The 18,887-nt window shown below is 69.1% G+C and carries 19 protein-coding genes and 1 pseudogene; 14 read left to right on the top strand and 6 right to left on the bottom strand.

Features of this window, described 5'->3' with window-relative positions; translation table 11 throughout:
* The first annotated feature begins 83 nt into the window (after positions 1–83).
* Entirely contained in the window at positions 84–572 is a 489-nt protein-coding gene (locus A5756_RS00400; RefSeq protein ID WP_066945122.1) for a MarR family winged helix-turn-helix transcriptional regulator, read from the top strand.
* Here A5756_RS00400 and A5756_RS00395 read toward each other — a convergent pair.
* On the bottom strand, positions 569–1,381 hold the full coding sequence (locus A5756_RS00395; RefSeq protein ID WP_066945119.1) for a class I SAM-dependent methyltransferase: 813 nt from the start codon (positions 1,379–1,381) through the stop codon (positions 569–571). The two genes, A5756_RS00400 and A5756_RS00395, sit on opposite strands and share 4 nt — an antisense overlap.
* Positions 1,382–1,550: 169 nt before the next feature.
* Between A5756_RS00395 and fmt the strand changes: the two genes are divergently transcribed.
* The 4 genes from fmt to ribD are packed head-to-tail and all read left to right on the top strand — an operon-like array spanning position 1,551 to position 5,606.
* On the top strand, positions 1,551–2,483 hold the full coding sequence (gene fmt / locus A5756_RS00390) for a methionyl-tRNA formyltransferase (protein WP_066945256.1): 933 nt from the start codon (positions 1,551–1,553) through the stop codon (positions 2,481–2,483).
* Complete coding sequence (locus A5756_RS00385; RefSeq protein ID WP_066945116.1) at positions 2,480–3,865, top strand: RsmB/NOP family class I SAM-dependent RNA methyltransferase; 1,386 nt, start codon at positions 2,480–2,482, stop codon at positions 3,863–3,865. The genes fmt and A5756_RS00385 overlap by 4 nt, the downstream gene beginning before the upstream one ends.
* A 32-nt stretch (positions 3,866–3,897) precedes the next feature.
* Positions 3,898–4,587, top strand: a complete 690-nt coding sequence (gene rpe / locus A5756_RS00380; RefSeq protein WP_066945258.1) for a ribulose-phosphate 3-epimerase — start codon at positions 3,898–3,900, stop codon at positions 4,585–4,587.
* Positions 4,584–5,606, top strand: a complete 1,023-nt coding sequence (ribD, locus tag A5756_RS00375) for a bifunctional diaminohydroxyphosphoribosylaminopyrimidine deaminase/5-amino-6-(5-phosphoribosylamino)uracil reductase RibD (RefSeq protein WP_066945113.1) — start codon at positions 4,584–4,586, stop codon at positions 5,604–5,606. The genes rpe and ribD overlap by 4 nt, the downstream gene beginning before the upstream one ends.
* Before the next feature lie 6 nt (positions 5,607–5,612).
* Here the strand turns inward: ribD and A5756_RS00370 are convergent, their stop codons facing one another.
* The gene (locus A5756_RS00370; RefSeq protein WP_066945109.1) at positions 5,613–7,169 is read right to left on the bottom strand and encodes an MFS transporter; all 1,557 of its coding nucleotides are present in this window, start codon (positions 7,167–7,169) and stop codon (positions 5,613–5,615) included.
* Positions 7,166–7,873 (bottom strand): LppX_LprAFG lipoprotein, encoded by a 708-nt coding sequence (locus A5756_RS00365; RefSeq protein WP_066945106.1) that lies wholly within the window; start codon positions 7,871–7,873, stop codon positions 7,166–7,168. Before A5756_RS00365 ends, A5756_RS00370 begins: the two co-directional genes overlap by 4 nt.
* Positions 7,874–8,001: 128 nt before the next feature.
* Here A5756_RS00365 and A5756_RS00360 point away from each other — a divergent pair, with 128 nt between their 5' ends.
* Complete coding sequence (locus A5756_RS00360; protein WP_066945102.1) at positions 8,002–8,604, top strand: riboflavin synthase; 603 nt, start codon at positions 8,002–8,004, stop codon at positions 8,602–8,604.
* 36 nt (positions 8,605–8,640) lie between these two features.
* On the opposite strand, the gene A5756_RS25165 is transcribed toward A5756_RS00360, so the two are convergent.
* Positions 8,641–8,916: a hypothetical protein gene (locus A5756_RS25165; protein WP_232005297.1), complete on the bottom strand. Its 276-nt coding sequence runs from the start codon at positions 8,914–8,916 to the stop codon at positions 8,641–8,643.
* A 521-nt stretch (positions 8,917–9,437) separates the two neighbouring features.
* Between A5756_RS25165 and A5756_RS00350 the strand changes: the two genes are divergently transcribed.
* From A5756_RS00350 to A5756_RS00340, 3 genes are read left to right on the top strand one after another with little or no spacing between them, the layout of a single operon-like run.
* Complete coding sequence (locus A5756_RS00350; protein WP_066945094.1) at positions 9,438–10,715, top strand: bifunctional 3,4-dihydroxy-2-butanone-4-phosphate synthase/GTP cyclohydrolase II; 1,278 nt, start codon at positions 9,438–9,440, stop codon at positions 10,713–10,715.
* The gene (gene ribH / locus A5756_RS00345) at positions 10,712–11,191 is read left to right on the top strand and encodes a 6,7-dimethyl-8-ribityllumazine synthase (RefSeq protein WP_066945091.1); all 480 of its coding nucleotides are present in this window, start codon (positions 10,712–10,714) and stop codon (positions 11,189–11,191) included. The genes A5756_RS00350 and ribH overlap by 4 nt, the downstream gene beginning before the upstream one ends.
* A gap of 47 nt (positions 11,192–11,238) precedes the next feature.
* Positions 11,239–11,649, top strand: a complete 411-nt coding sequence (locus tag A5756_RS00340; protein WP_066945088.1) for a PH domain-containing protein — start codon at positions 11,239–11,241, stop codon at positions 11,647–11,649.
* A 44-nt stretch (positions 11,650–11,693) separates the two neighbouring features.
* On the opposite strand, the gene A5756_RS00335 is transcribed toward A5756_RS00340, so the two are convergent.
* The gene (locus A5756_RS00335; protein ID WP_066945085.1) at positions 11,694–12,032 is read right to left on the bottom strand and encodes a hemophore-related protein; all 339 of its coding nucleotides are present in this window, start codon (positions 12,030–12,032) and stop codon (positions 11,694–11,696) included.
* A gap of 295 nt (positions 12,033–12,327) precedes the next feature.
* On the opposite strand from A5756_RS00335, the gene uvrC reads away from it, so the two are divergent.
* From uvrC to A5756_RS00310, 5 genes are read left to right on the top strand one after another with little or no spacing between them, the layout of a single operon-like run.
* Positions 12,328–14,283, top strand: coding sequence for an excinuclease ABC subunit UvrC (gene uvrC / locus A5756_RS00330; RefSeq protein ID WP_066945078.1), 1,956 nt, complete (start codon positions 12,328–12,330; stop codon positions 14,281–14,283).
* Complete coding sequence (rapZ, locus tag A5756_RS00325) at positions 14,280–15,194, top strand: RNase adapter RapZ (RefSeq protein WP_066945075.1); 915 nt, start codon at positions 14,280–14,282, stop codon at positions 15,192–15,194. The genes uvrC and rapZ overlap by 4 nt, the downstream gene beginning before the upstream one ends.
* On the top strand, positions 15,191–16,267 hold the full coding sequence (gene yvcK / locus A5756_RS00320) for a uridine diphosphate-N-acetylglucosamine-binding protein YvcK (RefSeq protein ID WP_066945072.1): 1,077 nt from the start codon (positions 15,191–15,193) through the stop codon (positions 16,265–16,267). The genes rapZ and yvcK overlap by 4 nt, the downstream gene beginning before the upstream one ends.
* Positions 16,264–17,241, top strand: coding sequence for a DNA-binding protein WhiA (gene whiA, locus A5756_RS00315; protein WP_139272911.1), 978 nt, complete (start codon positions 16,264–16,266; stop codon positions 17,239–17,241). The genes yvcK and whiA overlap by 4 nt, the downstream gene beginning before the upstream one ends.
* Positions 17,242–17,294: 53 nt before the next feature.
* Complete coding sequence (locus tag A5756_RS00310) at positions 17,295–18,686, top strand: wax ester/triacylglycerol synthase family O-acyltransferase (protein WP_066945045.1); 1,392 nt, start codon at positions 17,295–17,297, stop codon at positions 18,684–18,686.
* A 47-nt stretch (positions 18,687–18,733) separates the two neighbouring features.
* Here the strand turns inward: A5756_RS00310 and A5756_RS26655 are convergent.
* Positions 18,734–18,887: pseudogene (locus A5756_RS26655) on the bottom strand (hypothetical protein); the annotation flags it as partial.

Below are 18,887 nucleotides of genomic sequence, written 5' to 3'. Positions count from 1 at the left end.
CCCTGGGTACGACATTGGAAGGTTGTTACACTTCCTGATCTTTAGCCGCCGATATGCCGGAGACGGTCCGGAGAAGGGGCGACATGGCAGCGGACAACGCGACGACTGCGGACGAGTCGCTGGACGTCATCACTGACGCTTTGCTGACGGCTTCCCGCTTGCTGGTTGCCATTTCGGCGCGCTCGATCGGTCAGGTGGACGAGACGATCACGATCCCGCAATTCCGGACGTTGGTGATCCTGTCCAATCGGGGCCCGGTCAACTTGGCCACCCTGGCCGGTCTGCTCGGCGTGCAACCATCCGCAACGGGGCGGATGGTCGACCGACTCGTCGCGGCAGGGCTGATCGATCGCCTACCGCACCCGACGTCCCGTCGCGAGCTGTTGGCCGCGCTGACCAAGCGGGGGCGGGAGGTCGTTCGTCAGGTCACCGCGTACCGGCGCAACGAAATCGCCACCATCGTGGAGAAGATGCCGCCGCCGGAACGCCACGGGCTGGTGCGGGCCCTGACCGCGTTCACCGCCGCCGGCGGCGAACCGGATGTGCACCTGGATGCCGAGCTCGACCTCTAGCGCTTCTCGGCGGTGACCAGCAGATACTCCCAATGCATGGTGCCGTTGGAGAGGTAGTGCTGCGCGAGCTCGACCAGCTGGGCGTCGAGCTCGGCGGCCAGCACCCGGTTGTGGCCGATGTTCGCGTAGGCCTCGATCGTCGGACCGTAGTGGTTCTTGAAGTACGTGTGCACCGCCTCGGCGTCGTCGAACCGGTTCACTTCCAGCATTCCCCGCACCGCGGTCACCGGGCCTACGCGCTCGCCGAGCAATCCGGTGACGTAGCCCGTACGTCCCCACAGCGCGGCCGGCGGCACGGCCTGCGACAGGCTGGGCCGGTACGGCCGGATGGTGGCAAGCATGCGGCCGAAGAACCCGTCCGGGGTCCAGCTGATCAGGCCGATCGTCCCGCCCGCCCGGCAGACCCGGACCAATTCGTCGGCGGCCCGCTGCTGGTCCGGCGCGAACTGCACGCCGATCGCGGAGATGACGGCGTCAAACTCGCTGTCGCCGAACGGCAGCGCGTGCGCGTTGGCCTCCCGGTAGTCGATCGTCAGGCCCCGGGCCGCGGCGCGGGTCCGCGACCGCTGCAACAGCTGGGGCGTCAGGTCACTGGAGACCACGGCGGCGCCCGTCGCGGCGGCCGGAAGCGAGATGTTGCCCGAGCCGGCCGCGACGTCGAGCACTCGCATGCCCGGCCCGATGCCGGTGGCCTTGACCAGCACCGGACCCAGCGGGGCCATCACTTCCTCCGCCATCAGGGCGTAGTCGCCGAGAGCCCATACCGCGCGATGGGGGGCGGCATCGCTGATCGTGGTGTCGAGAGTCATCAGACCTCCTTGAAGGTAAGGAAAGGGCTGCCCACTCGACCTCGTCGTCCCTAGCAAGGCAGTTCGGCCACCGAGCGAGATGGTGACCTGTAGCAATAGTATGCGTTAGAAACAATGTACACGGGCAACTTCGGGTGGGGCGGCCGTCTGGGCTTTCTAGACTGTGCCGGTGCGCCTTGTCTTCGCCGGCACCCCCGAACCCGCGCTGCCCGCGCTGCGCCGCCTCATCGACTCGCCGCGTCACGAGGTGATCGCCGTGCTGACCCGGCCCGACGCGGCCGTCGGCCGGCACGGCAAGCCGCAGCCCTCGCCGGTGGCCCGCGAAGCGCTCGACCGTGGCATCCCGCTGCTGCGACCGGCGCGGCCGAACGCGCCGGAGTTCGTCGCCGAGCTGTCGGAGTTGGCGCCGGACTGCTGCGCGGTGGTGGCCTACGGTGCGTTGCTGCGCGACGGACTGCTCGCGGTGCCCCCGCACGGGTGGATCAACCTGCATTTCTCGCTGCTGCCGGCCTGGCGTGGGGCGGCCCCGGTGCAGGCGGCGATCGCGGCCGGGGACGCCATCACCGGGGCGACCACGTTCCAAATCGAGCCCAGCCTGGACTCCGGCCCCGTCTACGGCGTCGTCACCGAGACGATCCGGCCCACCGACACCGCGGGCGAATTGCTTGAGCGGCTGGCTGTTTCGGGTGCGGCGCTGCTGTCGACCACGCTGGACGGCATCGCCGATCAGACGTTGACGCCACGGCCGCAACCCGCCGACGGCGTCAGCATCGCGCCGAAGATCACCGTCGAGCAGGCCCGGGTGCGCTGGGACCTTCCGGCGCTCGTCGTGGAGCGCCGGATCCGTTCGGTGACGCCCAGCCCGGGCGCCTGGACGCTGATCGGCGACCTTCGCGTCAAGCTCGGTCCGGTGCACGTCGATGCGGACGGCCCAGAATCGTTGGCGCCCGGCGCTATTCACGTCGACCGTAAAGGCGTGTGGATCGGCACCGGTTCGCAAGCCGTGCGACTGGGCCAGATACAGCCTCCCGGAAAGAAACGCATGAATGCCGTCGACTGGGCGCGCGGTGCCCGACTCGACTCCGCTGTGCGGGCGACGTGAGCCGGCCCCGACCGCCGGCTCGCGGGCACGGCAAGCGGCGCAAGCCGCTCGACCCCGCGCGCGCCGCGGCGTTCGAGGTGCTGCGGGCGGTCAGCGAGCGCGACGCATACGCGAACCTGGCGCTGCCCGCGCTGCTGCGCGAGCGCGGGATCAGCGGCCGCGATGCCGCGTTCGCCACCGAGCTGACGTACGGCACCTGCCGCACCCGGGGCCTGCTCGACGCGGTCATCGGCGCCGCCGCCGGCCGGTCGCCGGACACTATCGACCCGGTGCTGCTCGACCTGCTACGGCTCGGCACGTACCAGTTGCTGCGTACCCGGGTGGACAAGTACGCCGCGGTGTCCACCACGGTCGAGCAGGCCGGCATCGAATTCGATTCAGCCCGAGCGGGTTTCGTCAACGGCGTGCTGCGTGCAATCTCCGCGCGCGACGAGAAGTCCTGGGTCGGGGAACTGGCGCCCGACCCGTCGCGAGATCCGGTCGGGCATGCCGCCTTCATGCATGCGCACCCGCGCTGGATCGCGCAGGCCTTCGCCGACGCGTTGGGGCCTGCCGCGGCCGAGCTCGACGCGGTGCTGGCCAGCGACGACGAACGGCCTCAGGTGCACCTGGCGGCCCGTCCCGGGGTACTGACGGCCGCGGAACTGGCCGACGCCGTGGGTGGCACGGTCGGCCGGTATTCGCCCTATGCGGTGTACCTGCCGGGCGGCGACCCCGGGCGGCTGTCGCCGGTGCGCGACGGCGCCGCGCTGGTCCAGGACGAGGGCAGCCAGCTGGTGGCGCGGGCGCTGGCGCTGGCACCGGTCGAGGACGACACCGGACGGTGGCTCGATCTGTGCGCCGGACCGGGCGGCAAGACCGCGCTGCTGGCCGCCTTGGGCGCCGGTGCCGGGGCCCGCGTCACTGCGGTGGAGCCGAACCCGCGCCGCGCCGACCTGGTGGCCGAGAACACCCGGGGGCTCCCGGTCGACGTGCTGCGGGTCGACGGGCGGCAGACCGATCTCGAGCCGACCTTCGACCGGGTGCTCGTCGACGCGCCGTGCACCGGGCTGGGCGCGTTGCGGCGCCGACCCGAGGCGCGGTGGCGGCGGCAGCCGGCCGACGTGCCGACGCTCACGAAGCTGCAACGCGAGCTGCTGGGCGCCGCGATCGCGCTCACCCGGCCTGGGGGTGTGGTGCTCTATGCGACCTGCTCGCCCCACCTCGCCGAAACCGTCGGGGTGGTCGCCGACGCGCTGCGCCGGCACCCGGTGTGCGCCTTGGATACCCGGCCGCTGTTCGATCCCGTCACCGGGCTGGGGGATGGGCCGCACGTCCAGCTGTGGCCGCACCGGCAGGGCACCGACGCGATGTTCGCCGCCGCGCTGCGCCGCGAAGCGTGAACCGTCCGGCGCGGCTCAGTAGTGTGGCGCACATGCCTGGTAACACCGGTAGGCCCCTGATCGCGCCGTCCATCTTGTCCGCCGATTTCTCGCGGCTGGCCGACGAAGCGGCCGCGGTGGTGGGCGCCGACTGGCTGCACGTCGACGTGATGGACAACCATTTCGTGCCCAACCTGACCATCGGCCTGCCGGTGGTCGAGAGCCTGCTCACCGCCACGGCCATCCCGATGGACTGCCATCTGATGATCGAGGACCCCGACCGATGGGCGCCCGGCTACGCCGAGGCGGGCGCCTACAACGTCACCTTCCACGCCGAGGCCACCGACCACCCGGTCGCGGTGGCGCGCGACATCCGCGCCGCGGGCGCCAAGGCGGGCATCAGCGTCAAGCCGGGAACCCCGCTGGAGCCGTACCTGGAAATCCTGCCGCAGTTCGACACCCTGCTCATCATGTCGGTCGAGCCCGGCTTCGGCGGCCAGAGCTTCATCCCCGAGGTGCTGAGCAAGGTCCGCACCGCGCGCAAGCTGATCGACGCGGGGGAGCTGACGATCCTGGTCGAAATCGACGGCGGCATCAACGACGACACCATCGAGCAGGCCGCCGAGGCCGGCGTCGACTGCTTCGTCGCCGGCTCGGCCGTCTACGGCGCGGAGGACCCGGAGGCCGCCATCGTGGCGCTGCGGAGGCAGGCCGCCGCCGCGTCGCCGCACTTGCGCCGATGAACCAACCCGCCGGCGGCCTCGACGCGGCCATGCGCCTGGCGATCGAGCAGTCCAACCACGTCAAGGGCGCCACCTATCCGAATCCGCCGGTGGGCGCCGTCATCCTGGACGTCGACGGCGAGGTCGTCGGAGTCGGCGGCACCGAACCCGCCGGTGGCGACCACGCCGAGGTGTTGGCGCTGCGGCGGGCCGGCGAGCTGGCGGCCGGCGGGACCGCGGTGGTCACGCTGGAGCCCTGCAACCACCACGGCAAGACCCCACCGTGCGTGAACGCCCTGCTGGACGCCAAGGTGGGCGCGGTGGTTTACGGCGTCGCCGACCCGAACCCGATCGCCGCCGGGGGCGCGGCCCGGCTGACGGAAGCGGGCGTAGGGGTGACCTCCGGGGTGCTGGCCGACGAAGTGGCCGGTGGACCGCTGCGGGAGTGGTTGCACAAGCAGCGGACCGGGTTGCCGCACCTGACCTGGAAGTACGCCAGCAGCGTCGACGGCCGCCGCGCGGCCGCCGATGGCACCAGTCAGTGGATCTCCAGCGAGGCCTCGCGGTTGGACCTGCATCGCCGCCGCGCGGCCGCGGACGCGATCGTGGTGGGCACCGGCACCGTGCTGGCCGACGATCCGGTGCTGACCGCGCGGCTGCCCGACGGCTCGCTGGCCGACCGGCAACCGCTGCGCGTGGTGGTGGGCATGCGCGAGATACCGCCGGAGGCAAAGGTTCTCAACGACGATTCGCGGACCATGGTGATTCGCACGCACGATCCCATGGAGGTGATCAAGGCGCTTTCGGACCGCACCGACGTCCTGCTGGAGGGCGGCCCCACCCTCGCGGGCGCGTTTCTGCGGGCCGGGGCGGTCAACCGCATGCTGGTTTACGTCGCGCCGATGCTGCTCGGCGGCCCGGTCTCGGCGGTCAACGACGTCGGGGTGCCCACCATCGCGCGGGCGTTGCGCTGGCAATTCGACGGAGTCGACCGCGTGGGCCCGGATCTGCTGCTCAGCCTGGTGCCGCGCGGCGAGTAGGAGCGCCTAGCGCTCGCCCAATGAGATCGTTTGCGGCTCGGGCACTTCCGTTTCCTCGGCGTGTTCCTTGCGGCCACCGATCAACAGGCCCAGCAGCGCACCCACGATGCAGATGACCACGGTGGCGCTGAAGATGTCGCCGTACATCATGGCGAACGCCTTGAGGTACATCGTCCCCTGCGCGGCGATCCGCTCCAGCAGCGAGGCGTTGGGAGGTATCGCGGCCGTCAACCCGGCGACGATCTGGTTGAACCGGTAAAGGCCCCACGCGCTCAGCGCGGCCACACCGATGAGCATGCCCGTCATCCGGGCCACCACGACCGCCGCGGAGGCGATGCCGTGCTGGGCCGAGGGAACGACCCGGAGGGCGGCCGAGGTCAGCGGGCCGATCACCAGGCCCAGGCCCACGCCGGCGACCAGAAGGTCGGCGTGCAACACGGGAACACTGAAGACCCCGAAGATGTCGTGCTTCTGGCTCAACACGTCTTGGCGCCAGAAGTGAATCAGCCAGTAGCCGTAGGCCGCGATCAGCAGCCCGATGAAGGTCATCACCCGGTCGCCGACCCGGGTGGCGATCCAGCCGCCCAGCACCGCGCCGATCGGCAGCGCGATCAAAAACCACAGCAGCAACCCGGCTGCCTGCGTCTGGTCCATCTGCAGCACGCCCTGGCCGAACAGCTCCACGTCGACCAGCGTCACCATCAGCGCCGCGCCCGCCGCCAGCGATGCGCCCAGCGCGGCCAGGAACGGGCGGAAGTGCACCCCCGCCGGCTCGATCAGCCGGGTGCGCGAGAACCGTTCCCAGAGCAGGAACAGCACCGCGACGACGACCGCCCCGATGACCAGCGGCAGACCGTAGCTCGGCAGGATCTGTTTGCCGTCGGGTTGCGGGTTGTACAGGCCGATGACCGCAAGGCCGAGGGCGACCGCGAGCAGCACACCGCCGACCAGGTCGACCTTCTCAGGGTTCTCGACCTTTTCGTGCGACGGCAGGCTGAACTGGATCATCGCCATCGCGATCAGGGTCAGCGGGACGTTGATCCAGAACACGTAGCGCCAGTCGTGGAACAAGTAGACGATGAAGATCCCGTACAGCGGGCCCAGCACGCTGCCGAGCTCCTGTGCGGCGCCGATGCCGCCCAGCACGCCGGCGCGGTTGCGCTGTGCCCACAGGTCGGCGCCCAGGGCGAGCGTGACCGGCAGCAGCGCGCCGCTGGCCACACCCTGGATGGTGCGGCCGGCGATCAGCAGGTGGAAATCGCCCCAGTGCCCGGCCAGCGCGGTCACCACCGACCCCACCATGAACAGGGTCAGGCTGACTTGCAGCACCAGCTTGCGGCCGAACCGGTCGGAGGCCCGCCCCAACAGCGGCATGGCGGCGATGTAACCCAGCAGGTACATCGTGATGATCCAGGTGATGCGCTGGAGCTGGTTGATCGGGATGTGAACGTCGCTCATGATGTCGCGCATGATCGTCACGACGACATAGGCGTCCAGGGCGCCCAGCAGAACCGCCAGACTGCCGGCGCTGATGGCGACGCGGCGGCCGGTCTGCGAACTCATGAACTCACCGGGGGCTTGGTGACCTGAACCTGCTCGCCCCAGTTGGACAGCGTCACCTGGATGGAGTTGCCGGAGCTCTTCTGCATGTTGGCCTGGACCAGCTGGTGGTCACCGGTCTCCTGGATCCACACGGTGCTCGGCACCGGCTGCGTCGCGTTGAACTGGGGCATGATCTTGTTCACCGCATCCGCCGAGACGTTGCCGCTGACGCGAATCGTGTTCTGACCGTTGATGGTGTCGCGGCCCTCGGCCTTGGCGTTGGTGAAGTTCGCCAGCGCGTTGGCAAGCCCGGTGTCCGGGTTCAGCAGCACCGACACGTCGTAGATGTCGGACGCCTTTCCGAAGTCGCTCCACTTGTTGGGCGTCAGCGTGGCGTACAGGTTTCCGTCGACGACCACGAAGTTGGCGTCGATGTCGGATCCCCCAAGGGTGATCGTGGCGTTGCCAGACGCGGCGGTGGCCGGCGCCGTGGTGAGGTCACCGGTCAGCGTTTTGATGGGCAGCCCCTGGATCTTGCCCTGAATGCTCAGCACGAGATGCACGCTCTTCACATTCTTGGTGGCGTCGGCCGACTGCTTGACCAGGGTCGTGCCGTCGGGCAGCGGGGCGCCGCTCTGCTTTGAGCCCGACGAGCAGCCGGCGATCAAGGCGGTGGCGAGGGTCAGGGATGCGAGGACGGCCGATAGACGGCGGCGGGTCTGCATATCTTGCATCGTAGTGGGTGCCCATGACCGGCTTGGGAGACGTGGGGCCGCGGTGTCGGCCCGGCGCTGAAGCTTTGGCCTGCTCACCAGTGCGACTACGGCATCCGGACGGCCGATAACCTGATGGAATGTTCACCGGAATTGTCGAGGAGCTCGGGGAGGTGACCGGCTGCGACATGCTCGCCGACGCCGCCCGGCTCACCATCCGCGGACCGATCGTGACCTCCGACGCCGGGCACGGCGACTCGATCGCCGTCAACGGCGTCTGCCTGACCGTCGTCGAGCTGCTGCCGGACGGCCAGTTCACCGCCGACGTGATGGCCGAGACCCTCAACCGGTCCAACCTGGGCTCCGTGCAGGTGGGCAGCCCGGTCAACCTGGAGCGCGCCGCCGCGGTCAACAGCCGGCTCGGCGGGCACATCGTGCAGGGGCACGTGGACGGGACGGGCCAGGTGGTGAGCCGGGCGCCGTCCGAGCACTGGGAAGTGGTGCGGATCGAGATCCCCGCGGAGGTGGCCCGCTACGTGGTCGAGAAGGGGTCGATCACCGTCGACGGCATTTCATTGACGGTCTCCGGGCTCGGTGCCGGACCGGGGGACTGGTTCGAGGTTTCGCTGATCCCCACCACCCGCGAGCTGACCACGCTGGGCCGCGCTCCGGTCGGAACGCAGGTCAACCTCGAAGTCGACGTGATCGCCAAATACGTTGAGCGGTTGCTCACCCCGCGTTAGGTCGCGTTCGGAAAAGTCCGCCCCACCCCGGTTCGCTCAGCAGGGTTCGCCCGGCGGCGTCCAGTACGGCTCGCCGGACGGGGTGTAGCACGGTGGTGGTGCGTCGGGTGGCGGGACCGTCATCGCGCCGGCCGGAAGGACCCAGTTACCCCAGCGCCCCGGGTCCGTGCACCCGCCGACGCTCACATGCCGACCGCCGACGTCAGCGCACGCATCGGCCGTCGCCCGTTGCGGGCAGGCGACGCCCGCTGCTAATCCGGCCGCGAACATCAAGGTCACGGCCGGTGCCGCCAGTCTTACCGCGATTTTCATCCGCTCAGCCTAGATTGCTGGCACCGGATCAGGAGCCGTTTTGCCCCGCCGGCCTATTGCTGCGGCGCACTGGGAGCGGCGGGCGTGGGCGACCGCGGACGGGGGCGGATTTGCCCACAGTTCAGGCCGATGATGCAGTGCCAGCCAGCCGCCTGGGGTTGGACCGGGTCACAGCATTGGTCGTCCGGCGCCGCAGGCGCCGGATCCACGGTCGGCGAAGGGTCCGCGTCGATGTGCGTGTCCGGAACATTGGCTCCAATGACTCCGCCGACACCGCCGAGCGTCAGGGCCAACGTGGCGACGCCACCGCAGGCCGCGGCAATCATCCTGGCGGTTCGACTCGCCATGACACCCATTGTCGACCTTTGCGCGCCGTATGTATACATACGCAAGCTCCCGGGTTCGCGGGCGCCGGCGGTCGCTGTGAACAGCATCGCGATAACGGGCCTCCCGCGGTGGTTCATACTGAATGCAACACTTGGGCTCTTCCCGCGGACCCCTGAGACAGCAAGGTAGCGACGATGACGAGGTTGGACTCCGTCGAGAGGGCGGTTGCCGACATTGCGGCCGGAAAGGCCGTGGTCGTCATCGACGACGAGGATCGCGAGAATGAAGGCGACCTGATCTTCGCCGCCGAAAAGGCGACGCCCGAGCTGGTGGCGTTCATGGTCCGCTACACCTCGGGGTACCTGTGCGTCCCGCTGGACGGCGCCATCTGCGACCGGCTCGGGCTGCTGCCCATGTACGCGGTGAACCAGGACAAGCACGGGACGGCCTACACCGTTACCGTCGACGCGAAGAATGGTGTGGGCACCGGTATTTCGGCCTCCGATCGCGCCACCACCATGCGGCTGCTGGCAGATCCCGCGAGCATCGCCAACGATTTCACGCGCCCCGGTCACGTGGTTCCGTTGCGCGCCAAGGACGGCGGCGTCCTGCGCCGCCCCGGCCACACCGAGGCCGCCGTCGACCTCGCCCGGATGGCGGGATTGCAACCCGCGGGCGCGATTTGCGAAATCGTCAGCCAAAAGGACGAAGGCTCGATGGCGCAGACCGACGAGCTGCGGGTCTTCGCCGACGAGCACGACCTCGCGATGATCACCATCGCCGATCTGATCGAGTGGCGGCGCAAGCACGAGAAGCACATCGAGCGGATCGCCGAGGCCCGCATACCGACCCGGCACGGAGAGTTTCGCGCCATCGGCTACGCCAGCATCTACGAGGACGTCGAACACGTGGCGCTGGTGCGCGGCGAGATCGCCGGGCCCAACGCCGACGGCGACGACGTGCTGGTCCGGGTGCACTCCGAGTGCCTGACCGGTGACGTGTTCGGTTCCCGCCGGTGCGATTGCGGGCCCCAACTCGACGCCGCGATGGCGATGGTCGCGCGGGAGGGCCGCGGCATCGTGCTCTACATGCGCGGCCACGAGGGCCGCGGTATCGGTCTGATGCACAAACTGCAGGCCTACCAGCTGCAGGACGCCGGCGAGGACACCGTCGACGCCAACCTCAAACTCGGATTGCCAGCCGACGCAAGGGATTACGGAATCGGGGCGCAGATCCTGGTCGACCTCGGCGTCCGCTCCATGCGGCTGCTGACCAACAACCCGGCCAAGCGGGTCGGGCTGGACGGCTACGGCCTGCACATCATCGAGCGGGTGCCGCTGCCGGTGCGCGCCAACGCGGAGAACATCCGTTACCTGATGACCAAGCGCGACAAGATGGGCCATGACCTGGCCGGCCTCGACGACTTTCACGAATCGGTTCATCTGCCAGGCGAATTCGGTGGCGCTCTGTGAGCGGTAGCGGGGAGCCGGCAATCCCGGCGCTCGACGCGTCCGGTCTGCGGCTCGGCATCGTGGCGAGCACCTGGCACAGCACGATCTGCGACGCCCTGCTCGCGGGCGCGCGCAAGGTGGCCGCCGAGTCGGGCATCGACAACCCGACGGTGGTCCGCGTGCTCGGCGCGATCGAGCTCCCGGTGGTGGCGCAGGAGCTCGCCCGCAACCACGACGCGGTGATCGCCCTGGGCGTCGTGATACGCGGCGGAACACCACATTTCGAGTATGTTTGCGATGCGGTGACCCAGGGCTTGACCCGGGTGGCGCTCGACGCGTCGACGCCCGTTGCCAATGGGGTGCTGACCACCAACACCGAACAGCAGGCGCTCGATCGCGCCGGGCTTCCGGAGTCGGTCGAGGACAAGGGCGCCCAGGCCGCCGGGGCGGCCCTGACCGCGGCGCTGACGCTGCGTGACCTGCGCGCTCGGTCGTGACTGAGCGCCAGGGGTGGGACGTCGTACTGCGTCCCCACCGCACACCGATGTTCGCCTACGGCGCGGCCTTCACCATCGCCGCGGTGCACATCGCGATCGGTTTTCTACTCAAGGTCGGATCCACCGGGGTGGTATTCCAGACCAGCGACCAGGTGGCGATGGCGCTGCTCGGCCTGGTTCTCGCGGGGGTGGTGCTGCTGTTTGCCCGGCCCCGGTTGCGCGTCGGGGCCGCCGGCATATCGGTGCGTAACCTGCTGGGCGACAAATTGATCGAGTGGCCGGACGTCGCCGGTGTCTCGTTCCCGGTGGGGAACCGCTGGGCGCGCATCGACCTGCCCGACGACGAGTACATCCCGGTGATGGCCATCCAGGCCGTCGACAAGGAGCGCGCGGTCGACGCCATGGACTCCGTGCGGTCGCTACTGGCGCGGTATCGGCCCGACCTGCCTACCCACTGAACGGGCTACCCGTGCGCGCACGGATAGCCCGTCAGGTGGATGCGTCAGAAGTTCTTACAGTCGGTCATCATCTGCTGGAAGATCGGCAAAGCCTGCTGTGCACCCTGGTTGTGCTCGATGGCGTGCAGCAGGTTCACGCGCTGATCCGGCGATGACGCCAGGTACTGCTGCAAGAACTGCTGGTTCGGCGGCGACTGGTCGAGGTACTGGGCGGCCATCGGGTTTTCCGCATGCACCGCCCGCATCGCCTGGTCGTAGCTGCAGGTCGTGTTGATCATCGGGCCGTAATCGGGGGCAGCGGATGCGACCCCGGCGGCGGCGGTCGACGCCAATGCCAGACCGCCAACGCCGATCGCGAGCCTGGTCAACGAGCGCTTGAACATCTGTGGACTCCCTCCATTGATTGCCACCCACTGTAACGTCCAGCTACCCCCTTGGTAACCAGAACAAGAGCCGCCCAAACCGTCCACACGGTCGGTTACTCGTCGTAACCCGAGGTCGACGGCCCTTTTGGGAAATGACGGATCCCTCGGCGGCCGACCTGTATATCGAACAAGCGCTCGAATGCGTTACGGGCGGCAAGCGCGGGGCGGCTCGAAGCCCGGGGTGCCGAATCCGGCATGCCGGGCGGTGCTCCCGCCGGGCCGGCACCCCTCTCGCGACTACTAGCCTGGATGGGTGCCAGATCCCGCCACGTATCGCCCCCCGCCCGGGTCCATCCCGGTCGAGCCAGGCGTCTACCGATTCCGGGACACGCACGGAAGAGTCATCTACGTCGGCAAGGCCAAGAGCCTGCGGAGCAGGCTGACGTCCTACTTCGCCGACGTCGCCAGCCTGCATCCGCGAACCCGGCAGATGGTGACCACCGCCGCCAAGGTCGAGTGGACGGTGGTCAACACCGAAGTCGAGGCGCTGCAGCTCGAATACAACTGGATCAAGGAGTTCGACCCGCGCTTCAACGTCCGCTACCGCGACGACAAGTCCTACCCGGTGCTGGCCGTCACCCTCAACGAAGAATTTTCCCGGCTGATGGTCTACCGCGGCCCGCGGCGCAAGGGCGTCCGGTACTTCGGGCCCTATTCCCACGCGTGGGCGATCCGGGAGACGCTGGACCTGCTCACCCGCGTGTTCCCGGCGCGCACCTGTTCGGCCGGTGTGTTCAAGCGGCACAAGCAGATCGACCGTCCGTGTCTGCTCGGCTACATCGACAAATGCTCGGCGCCCTGTATCGGGCGGGTCAGCGCCGAGCAGCACCGCCAGATCGTCGACGACTTCTGCGACTTCCTGTCCGGCAAGACCGACCGCTTCGCCCGCGAGCTGGAACAGCGCATGCACGCGGCCTCCGACGAACTCGACTTCGAGCGGGCCGCGCGCCTTCGTGATGACCTCGGCGCCCTCAAGCGCGCCATGGAAAAGCAGGCGGTGGTGCTCGGTGACGGCACCGACGCCGACGTGGTCGCCTTCGCCGACGACGAGCTGGAAGCGGCGGTCCAGGTGTTCCATGTCCGCGGCGGCCGGGTGCGCGGTCAGCGCGGCTGGATCGTCGAAAAGTCCGCGGAGGCAGGTGATTCCGGTGAGGAGCAGTTGGTCGAGCAGTTCCTGACGCAGTTCTACGGCGAGCAGGCCGAACTGGGCGGCCAGGACAACCAAGGGGCCGACGAAGCCGCCAACCCGGTGCCGCGCGAGGTGCTGGTGCCCTGCCTGCCGTCCAACTCCGATGAATTGGTCAGCTGGCTGTCCGGCCTGCGCGGTTCTCGGGTCGCGCTGCGGGTGCCGCGCCGCGGCGACAAGCGGGCGCTCGCCGAAACCGTGCAGCGCAACGCCAAAGACGCGCTGCAGCAACACAAGCTGAGAAGGGCCGGCGACTTCAACGCCAGATCGGCTGCCCTGCAGAACATTCAGGAAGCCCTCGGGTTGGCCGATGCGCCGCTGCGCATCGAATGCGTCGACATCAGCCACGTGCAGGGCACCGACGTGGTGGGCTCGTTGGTGGTGTTCGAGGACGGCCTGCCGCGCAAGTCCGACTACCGCCACTTCGGGATCCGCGAAGCCGCCGGGCAGGGGCGCTCTGACGACGTTGCCTCGATCGCCGAGGTGACACGGCGCCGGTTCGCGCGACACCTGAGTGAACAAAACGATCCGAATATGCTTTCGCCCGAGGGAAAGTCACGCCGATTCGCCTATCCGCCCAACCTCTACGTCGTCGACGGCGGAGCCCCGCAGGTCAACGCGGCCAGCGCCGTGCTCGAAGACCTCGGCATCACCGACGTCGCGGTGATCGGCCTGGCCAAGCGGCTGGAAGAGATATGGGTGCCGTCCGAGCCGGATCCCGTCATCATGCCGCGCAACAGCGAAGGGCTATATCTGTTGCAACGGATTCGCGACGAGGCGCACCGGTTCGCGATCACCTACCATCGCAGCAAGCGATCCAAGCGAATGACCGCCTCGGCGCTGGATTCGGTGCCAGGATTGGGGGAGCATCGCCGCAAGGCGCTGGTAACCCATTTCGGATCCATAGCCCGCCTCAAGGAGGCCACCGTCGACCAGATCACGGCCGTTCCCGGTATCGGTGTGGCCACCGCCACCGCCGTCCTGGAGGCGTTGCGACCTGACCCGCCCGGAGAAGCCGAATGACGGGTGAATTGGCGGAGGGCCACACCAGAGATGCCCCGGCCGGCATCGATGTGGTTCTGGTGACCGGGCTATCGGGTGCCGGGCGGGGTACTGCGGCCAAGGTGCTCGAGGACTTGGGCTGGTATGTGGCCGACAACCTGCCGCCCCAGCTGATTACGCGGATGGTGGATTTCGGCATGGACGCGGGGTCGCGGATCACCCGGCTGGCGGTGGTGATGGACGCGCGGTCGCGTGGCTTCACCGGTGACCTCGACGAGGTGCGCAACGAGCTGGCCACCCGCAACATCAGCCCGCGGGTGGTGTTCATGGAGGCATCCGACGACATGCTGGTGCGCCGCTACGAACAGAACCGCCGCAGCCATCCGCTGCAGGGCGACCAGACCCTGGCCGAGGGCATCGCCGCCGAGCGCCGGATGCTGGCCCCGGTGCGCGCTACGGCCGACCTGATCATCGATACGTCGACGCTGTCGGTGCGGGGCTTGCGGGAGAGCATCGAGCGCGCGTTCGGTGGCGAAGCCAGCACATCGATCAGCGTCACCGTCGAATCGTTCGGCTTCAAGTACGGCCTGCCGATGGACGCCGACATGGTGATGGACGTGCGGTTCCTGCCGAACCCGCACTGGGTCGACGAGCTGCGCCCGCTCACCGGACAAGACCCGGCCGTCAGCGAATACGTGTTGAGTCAGCCCGGGGCCGCGGAGTTTCTCGACGCCTACCATCGCTTGCTGTCTCTGGTCGTCGACGGTTACCGCCGGGAGGGCAAGCGCTACATGACGGTCGCCATCGGTTGCACCGGTGGTAAGCACCGCAGCGTTGCGATCGCCGAGGCGCTGATGCAGGTCCTCAAGGCCGATGAGGGCGAAGCTCAACTTTCGGTGCGGGTGTTGCACCGGGATCTGGGTCGCGAATGAACGCGCCGACGAATCAGGGCATCGTCGCGCTGGGCGGCGGGCACGGTCTGTACGCGACGCTGTCCGCGGCCCGCCGGCTGACTCCGCACGTCACCGCCGTGGTGACCGTCGCCGACGACGGTGGCTCCTCCGGGCGGCTGCGCAGCGAATTGGATGTCGTGCCACCGGGTGATCTGCGAATGGCGTTGGCGGCCTTGGCATCCGACAGCCCACACGGGCGCCTTTGGGCGACCATCCTGCAGCACCGCTTCGGCGGCAACGGGGCGTTGGCGGGGCACCCGATCGGCAATCTGCTGCTCGCCGGGCTGTCGGAGGTGCTGGCCGATCCGGTGGCCGCCCTCGACGAGCTGGGCCGCATCCTCGGCGTCAAGGGCCGCGTGCTGCCGATGTGTCCGATCGCGCTGCAGATCGAGGCGGACGTGTCCGGCCTGGAGACCGATCCGCGGATATTCCGGCTGATTCGAGGCCAGGTGGCGATCGCCACCACACCGGGCAAGGTCCGGCGGGTGCGCCTGCTGCCGTCCGATCCGCCGGCGACTCGGCAGGCCGTCGACGCCATCATGGCCGCCGACCTGGTGGTGCTGGGTCCCGGCTCGTGGTTCACCAGCGTGATCCCGCACGTGCTGGTGCCGGGTCTGGCGGCGGCGCTGCGGGCCACCACCGCCCGGCGGGCGCTGGTGCTCAACCTGATGGCCGAGCCGGGGGAGACGGCCGGCTTCTCCGTGGAGCGTCATCTGCACGTGTTGGCCCAGCACGCGCCGGGGTTCACCGTGCACGACATCATCATCGACGCCGAGCGCGTGCCCAGTGAGCGGGAGCGGGAGCACCTGCGCCGCACGGCGACGCTGCTTTCGGCCGAGGTCCACTTCGCCGACGTGGCCCGACCTGGTACACCTTTACATGATCCAGGCAAACTCGCGGCGGCCCTGGACGGGGTCCGGGCGGCCCACAAGGGTCCGGGAGCGCCTCCGGTCACGGCCACCGCGGAAATTCGGGTCGACGGTGCAAGTCCACAGACCGGTGGAGATGGACCGGGCGGCAGCGGACCGAGGAGTGACGACGCGTGGCGATGACGACCGAAGTCAAGGACGAGCTCAGCCGCCTGGTCGTGAAATCGGTCAGTGCGCGTCGCGCGGAGGTCACGTCCCTGCTGAGGTTCGCCGGCGGATTGCACATCGTCGGCGGTCGGGTGGTCGTGGAGGCCGAGGTGGACCTGGGCAACGTCGCGCGGCGACTGCGCAAGGACATCTTCGAGCTCTACGGCTATAACGCGGTCGTGCATGTGTTGTCGGCCAGCGGGATTCGCAAGACCACCCGCTACGTGCTGCGGGTGGCCAACGACGGCGAGGCGCTGGCACGCCAGACCGGACTGCTCGACAACCGCGGCCGGCCCGTGCGCGGTCTGCCCGCCCAAGTCGTGGGCGGCAGCGTCGCCGACGCCGAAGCCGCCTGGCGCGGAGCCTTCCTCGCGCACGGGTCGCTGACCGAGCCGGGACGGTCGTCGGCTCTGGAGGTCAGCTGCCCCGGCCCGGAGGCCGCGCTGGCGTTGGTGGGCGCGGCGCGCCGGCTCGGGGTCAGCGCCAAGGCCCGCGAGGTGCGTGGCGCCGATCGGGTGGTGGTGCGCGACGGCGAGGCGATCGGCGCGTTGCTGACCCGGATGGGCGCCCAGGACACCCGGTTGATCTGGGAGGAGCGCCGGATGCGCCGCGAGGTGCGGGCGACGGCCAACCGGCTCGCCAACTTCGACGACGCCAACCTGCGCCGCTCGGCGCGGGCCGCGGTCGCGGCCGCCGCCCGGGTGGAACGCGCGCTGGAGATCCTCGGCGACACCGTCCCCGACCACCTGGCCTCGGCCGGCAAGCTGCGCGTCGAGCACCGGCAGGCCTCGCTGGAGGAGCTCGGCCGCCTCGCCGACCCCCCGATGACGAAAGACGCTGTGGCGGGGCGCATTCGCCGGCTGCTGTCGATGGCCGACCGCAAGGCCAAGATCGAAGGCATTCCGGACACCGAGTCGGCGGTGACACCGGACTTGCTGGAAGACGCGTAACTGGTCGCGTCATTTGCTGTTCGCAACGAGTAGGCGGGGGCTACGGTCGGGGGATGAAACGGCTTTCAAGCGTTGATGCGGCGTTTTGGTCGGCCGAAACTGCGGGCTGGCACATGCATGTGGGCGCACTGGCGATTTGCGACCCGAAGGAAACACCCGAGTACAGCTTCCAGCGGCTTCGCGAACTGATCATCGAGCGGCTGCCCGAACTGCCGCAGCTGCGGTGGCGGGTCACCGGCGCGCCGCTCGGGCTGGACCGGCCGTGGTTCGTCGAAGACGAGGACCTGGACGTCGACTTCCATATCCGGCACATCGCGGTGCCCGCGCCCGGCGGCCGCCGCGAGCTCGAGGAGCTGGTGGGCCGGTTGATGTCCTACAAGCTGGACCGTGCCCGGCCGCTGTGGGAGATGTGGGTGATCGAGGGCGTCGAGGGCGGCCGGGTCGCGTCGCTGACCAAGATGCACCACGCCATCGTCGACGGCGTCTCGGGTGCCGGCCTGGGTGAAATTCTTTTGGATGTCACGCCGGAACCGCGGCCGCCGCAACAGGAAACGGTGGGATCGCTGGTGGGATCGAAGATTCCGGGCCTGGAGCGGCGCGCGGTGGGTGCGCTCATCAACCTCGGTGTCAAGACGCCCTTCCGCATCGCCCGGCTGATGGAGCAGACCGTGCGCCAGCAGATCGCCGCGCTGGGTGTGAGCAGCGGCCGGCCCCCGCGCTACTTCGAGGCGCCCAAGACCCGGTTCAATGCGCCCGTGACGCCGCACCGGCGGATCACCGGGTGCCGCGTCGAACTGGCCCGGGCCAAGGCCGTCAAAGATGCCTACGGCGTCAAGCTCAACGACGTGGTGCTGGCGCTCGTGGCCGGGGCGGCCCGCGAGTACTTGCAGAAGCGCGGCGAGCTGCCGGCCAAGCCGCTCATCGCGCAGATCCCGGTCTCCACCCGCACCGACGACAACAAGGACGACGTCGGCAACCAGGTGAGCTCGATGACTGTCTCGTTGGCCACCGACGTCGACGATCCCGCCGAGCGGCTGCGGGCCATCCACGAAAGCACCCAGAACGCCAAGCTGATGGCCAAGGCGTTGTCGGCGCACCAGATCATGGGGCTGACCGAAACGACGCCGCCGGGATTGCTCGGGCTGGCCGCGCGGGCCTACACCGCCAGCGGGCTGTCGCGAAACCTGGCCCCCATCAACCTGGTTGTCTCCAACGTGCCGGGTCCGCCGTTCCCGTTGTACATGGCCGGCGCCAGGCTGGATTCGCTGGTGCCGCTTGGGCCGCCCGTCATGGACGTCGCCCTGAACATCACCTGCTTCTCCTACACCGACTATCTGGACTTCGGTTTCGTGACGACGCCCGAGGTGGCCAACGACATCGACGACATGGCCGACCGCATCGAGCCGGCGCTCACCGAGCTGGAGAAGGCGGCCGCGCGGGAGTGAGCTAGCGGCGTTCTGAGCTGCCGCGCGCGGCGAAGCTGGGCGTTGCGTCAATCGGGTTCGTCGTCGTCACCGTCGCGGAGGATTCTTTCGGGGTGGTGATAGCTGTTGGTGCGGGGTTGTCCGCGGTCGAGGTGTGGTGGTGGTAGCCATTCGGTTTCGCCGCGGGCGTTGGTGCGGGTGGTCCAGCCTTTTTCGGCGAGC

This window comes from Mycobacterium sp. 852002-53434_SCH5985345 (genome assembly GCF_001667155.1).
Classification (GTDB): Bacteria; Actinomycetota; Actinomycetes; order Mycobacteriales; family Mycobacteriaceae; genus Mycobacterium.
The sequence above is the reverse complement of the archived record's forward strand: the minus strand, read 5'-3'. Positions and strand labels throughout refer to the sequence as shown.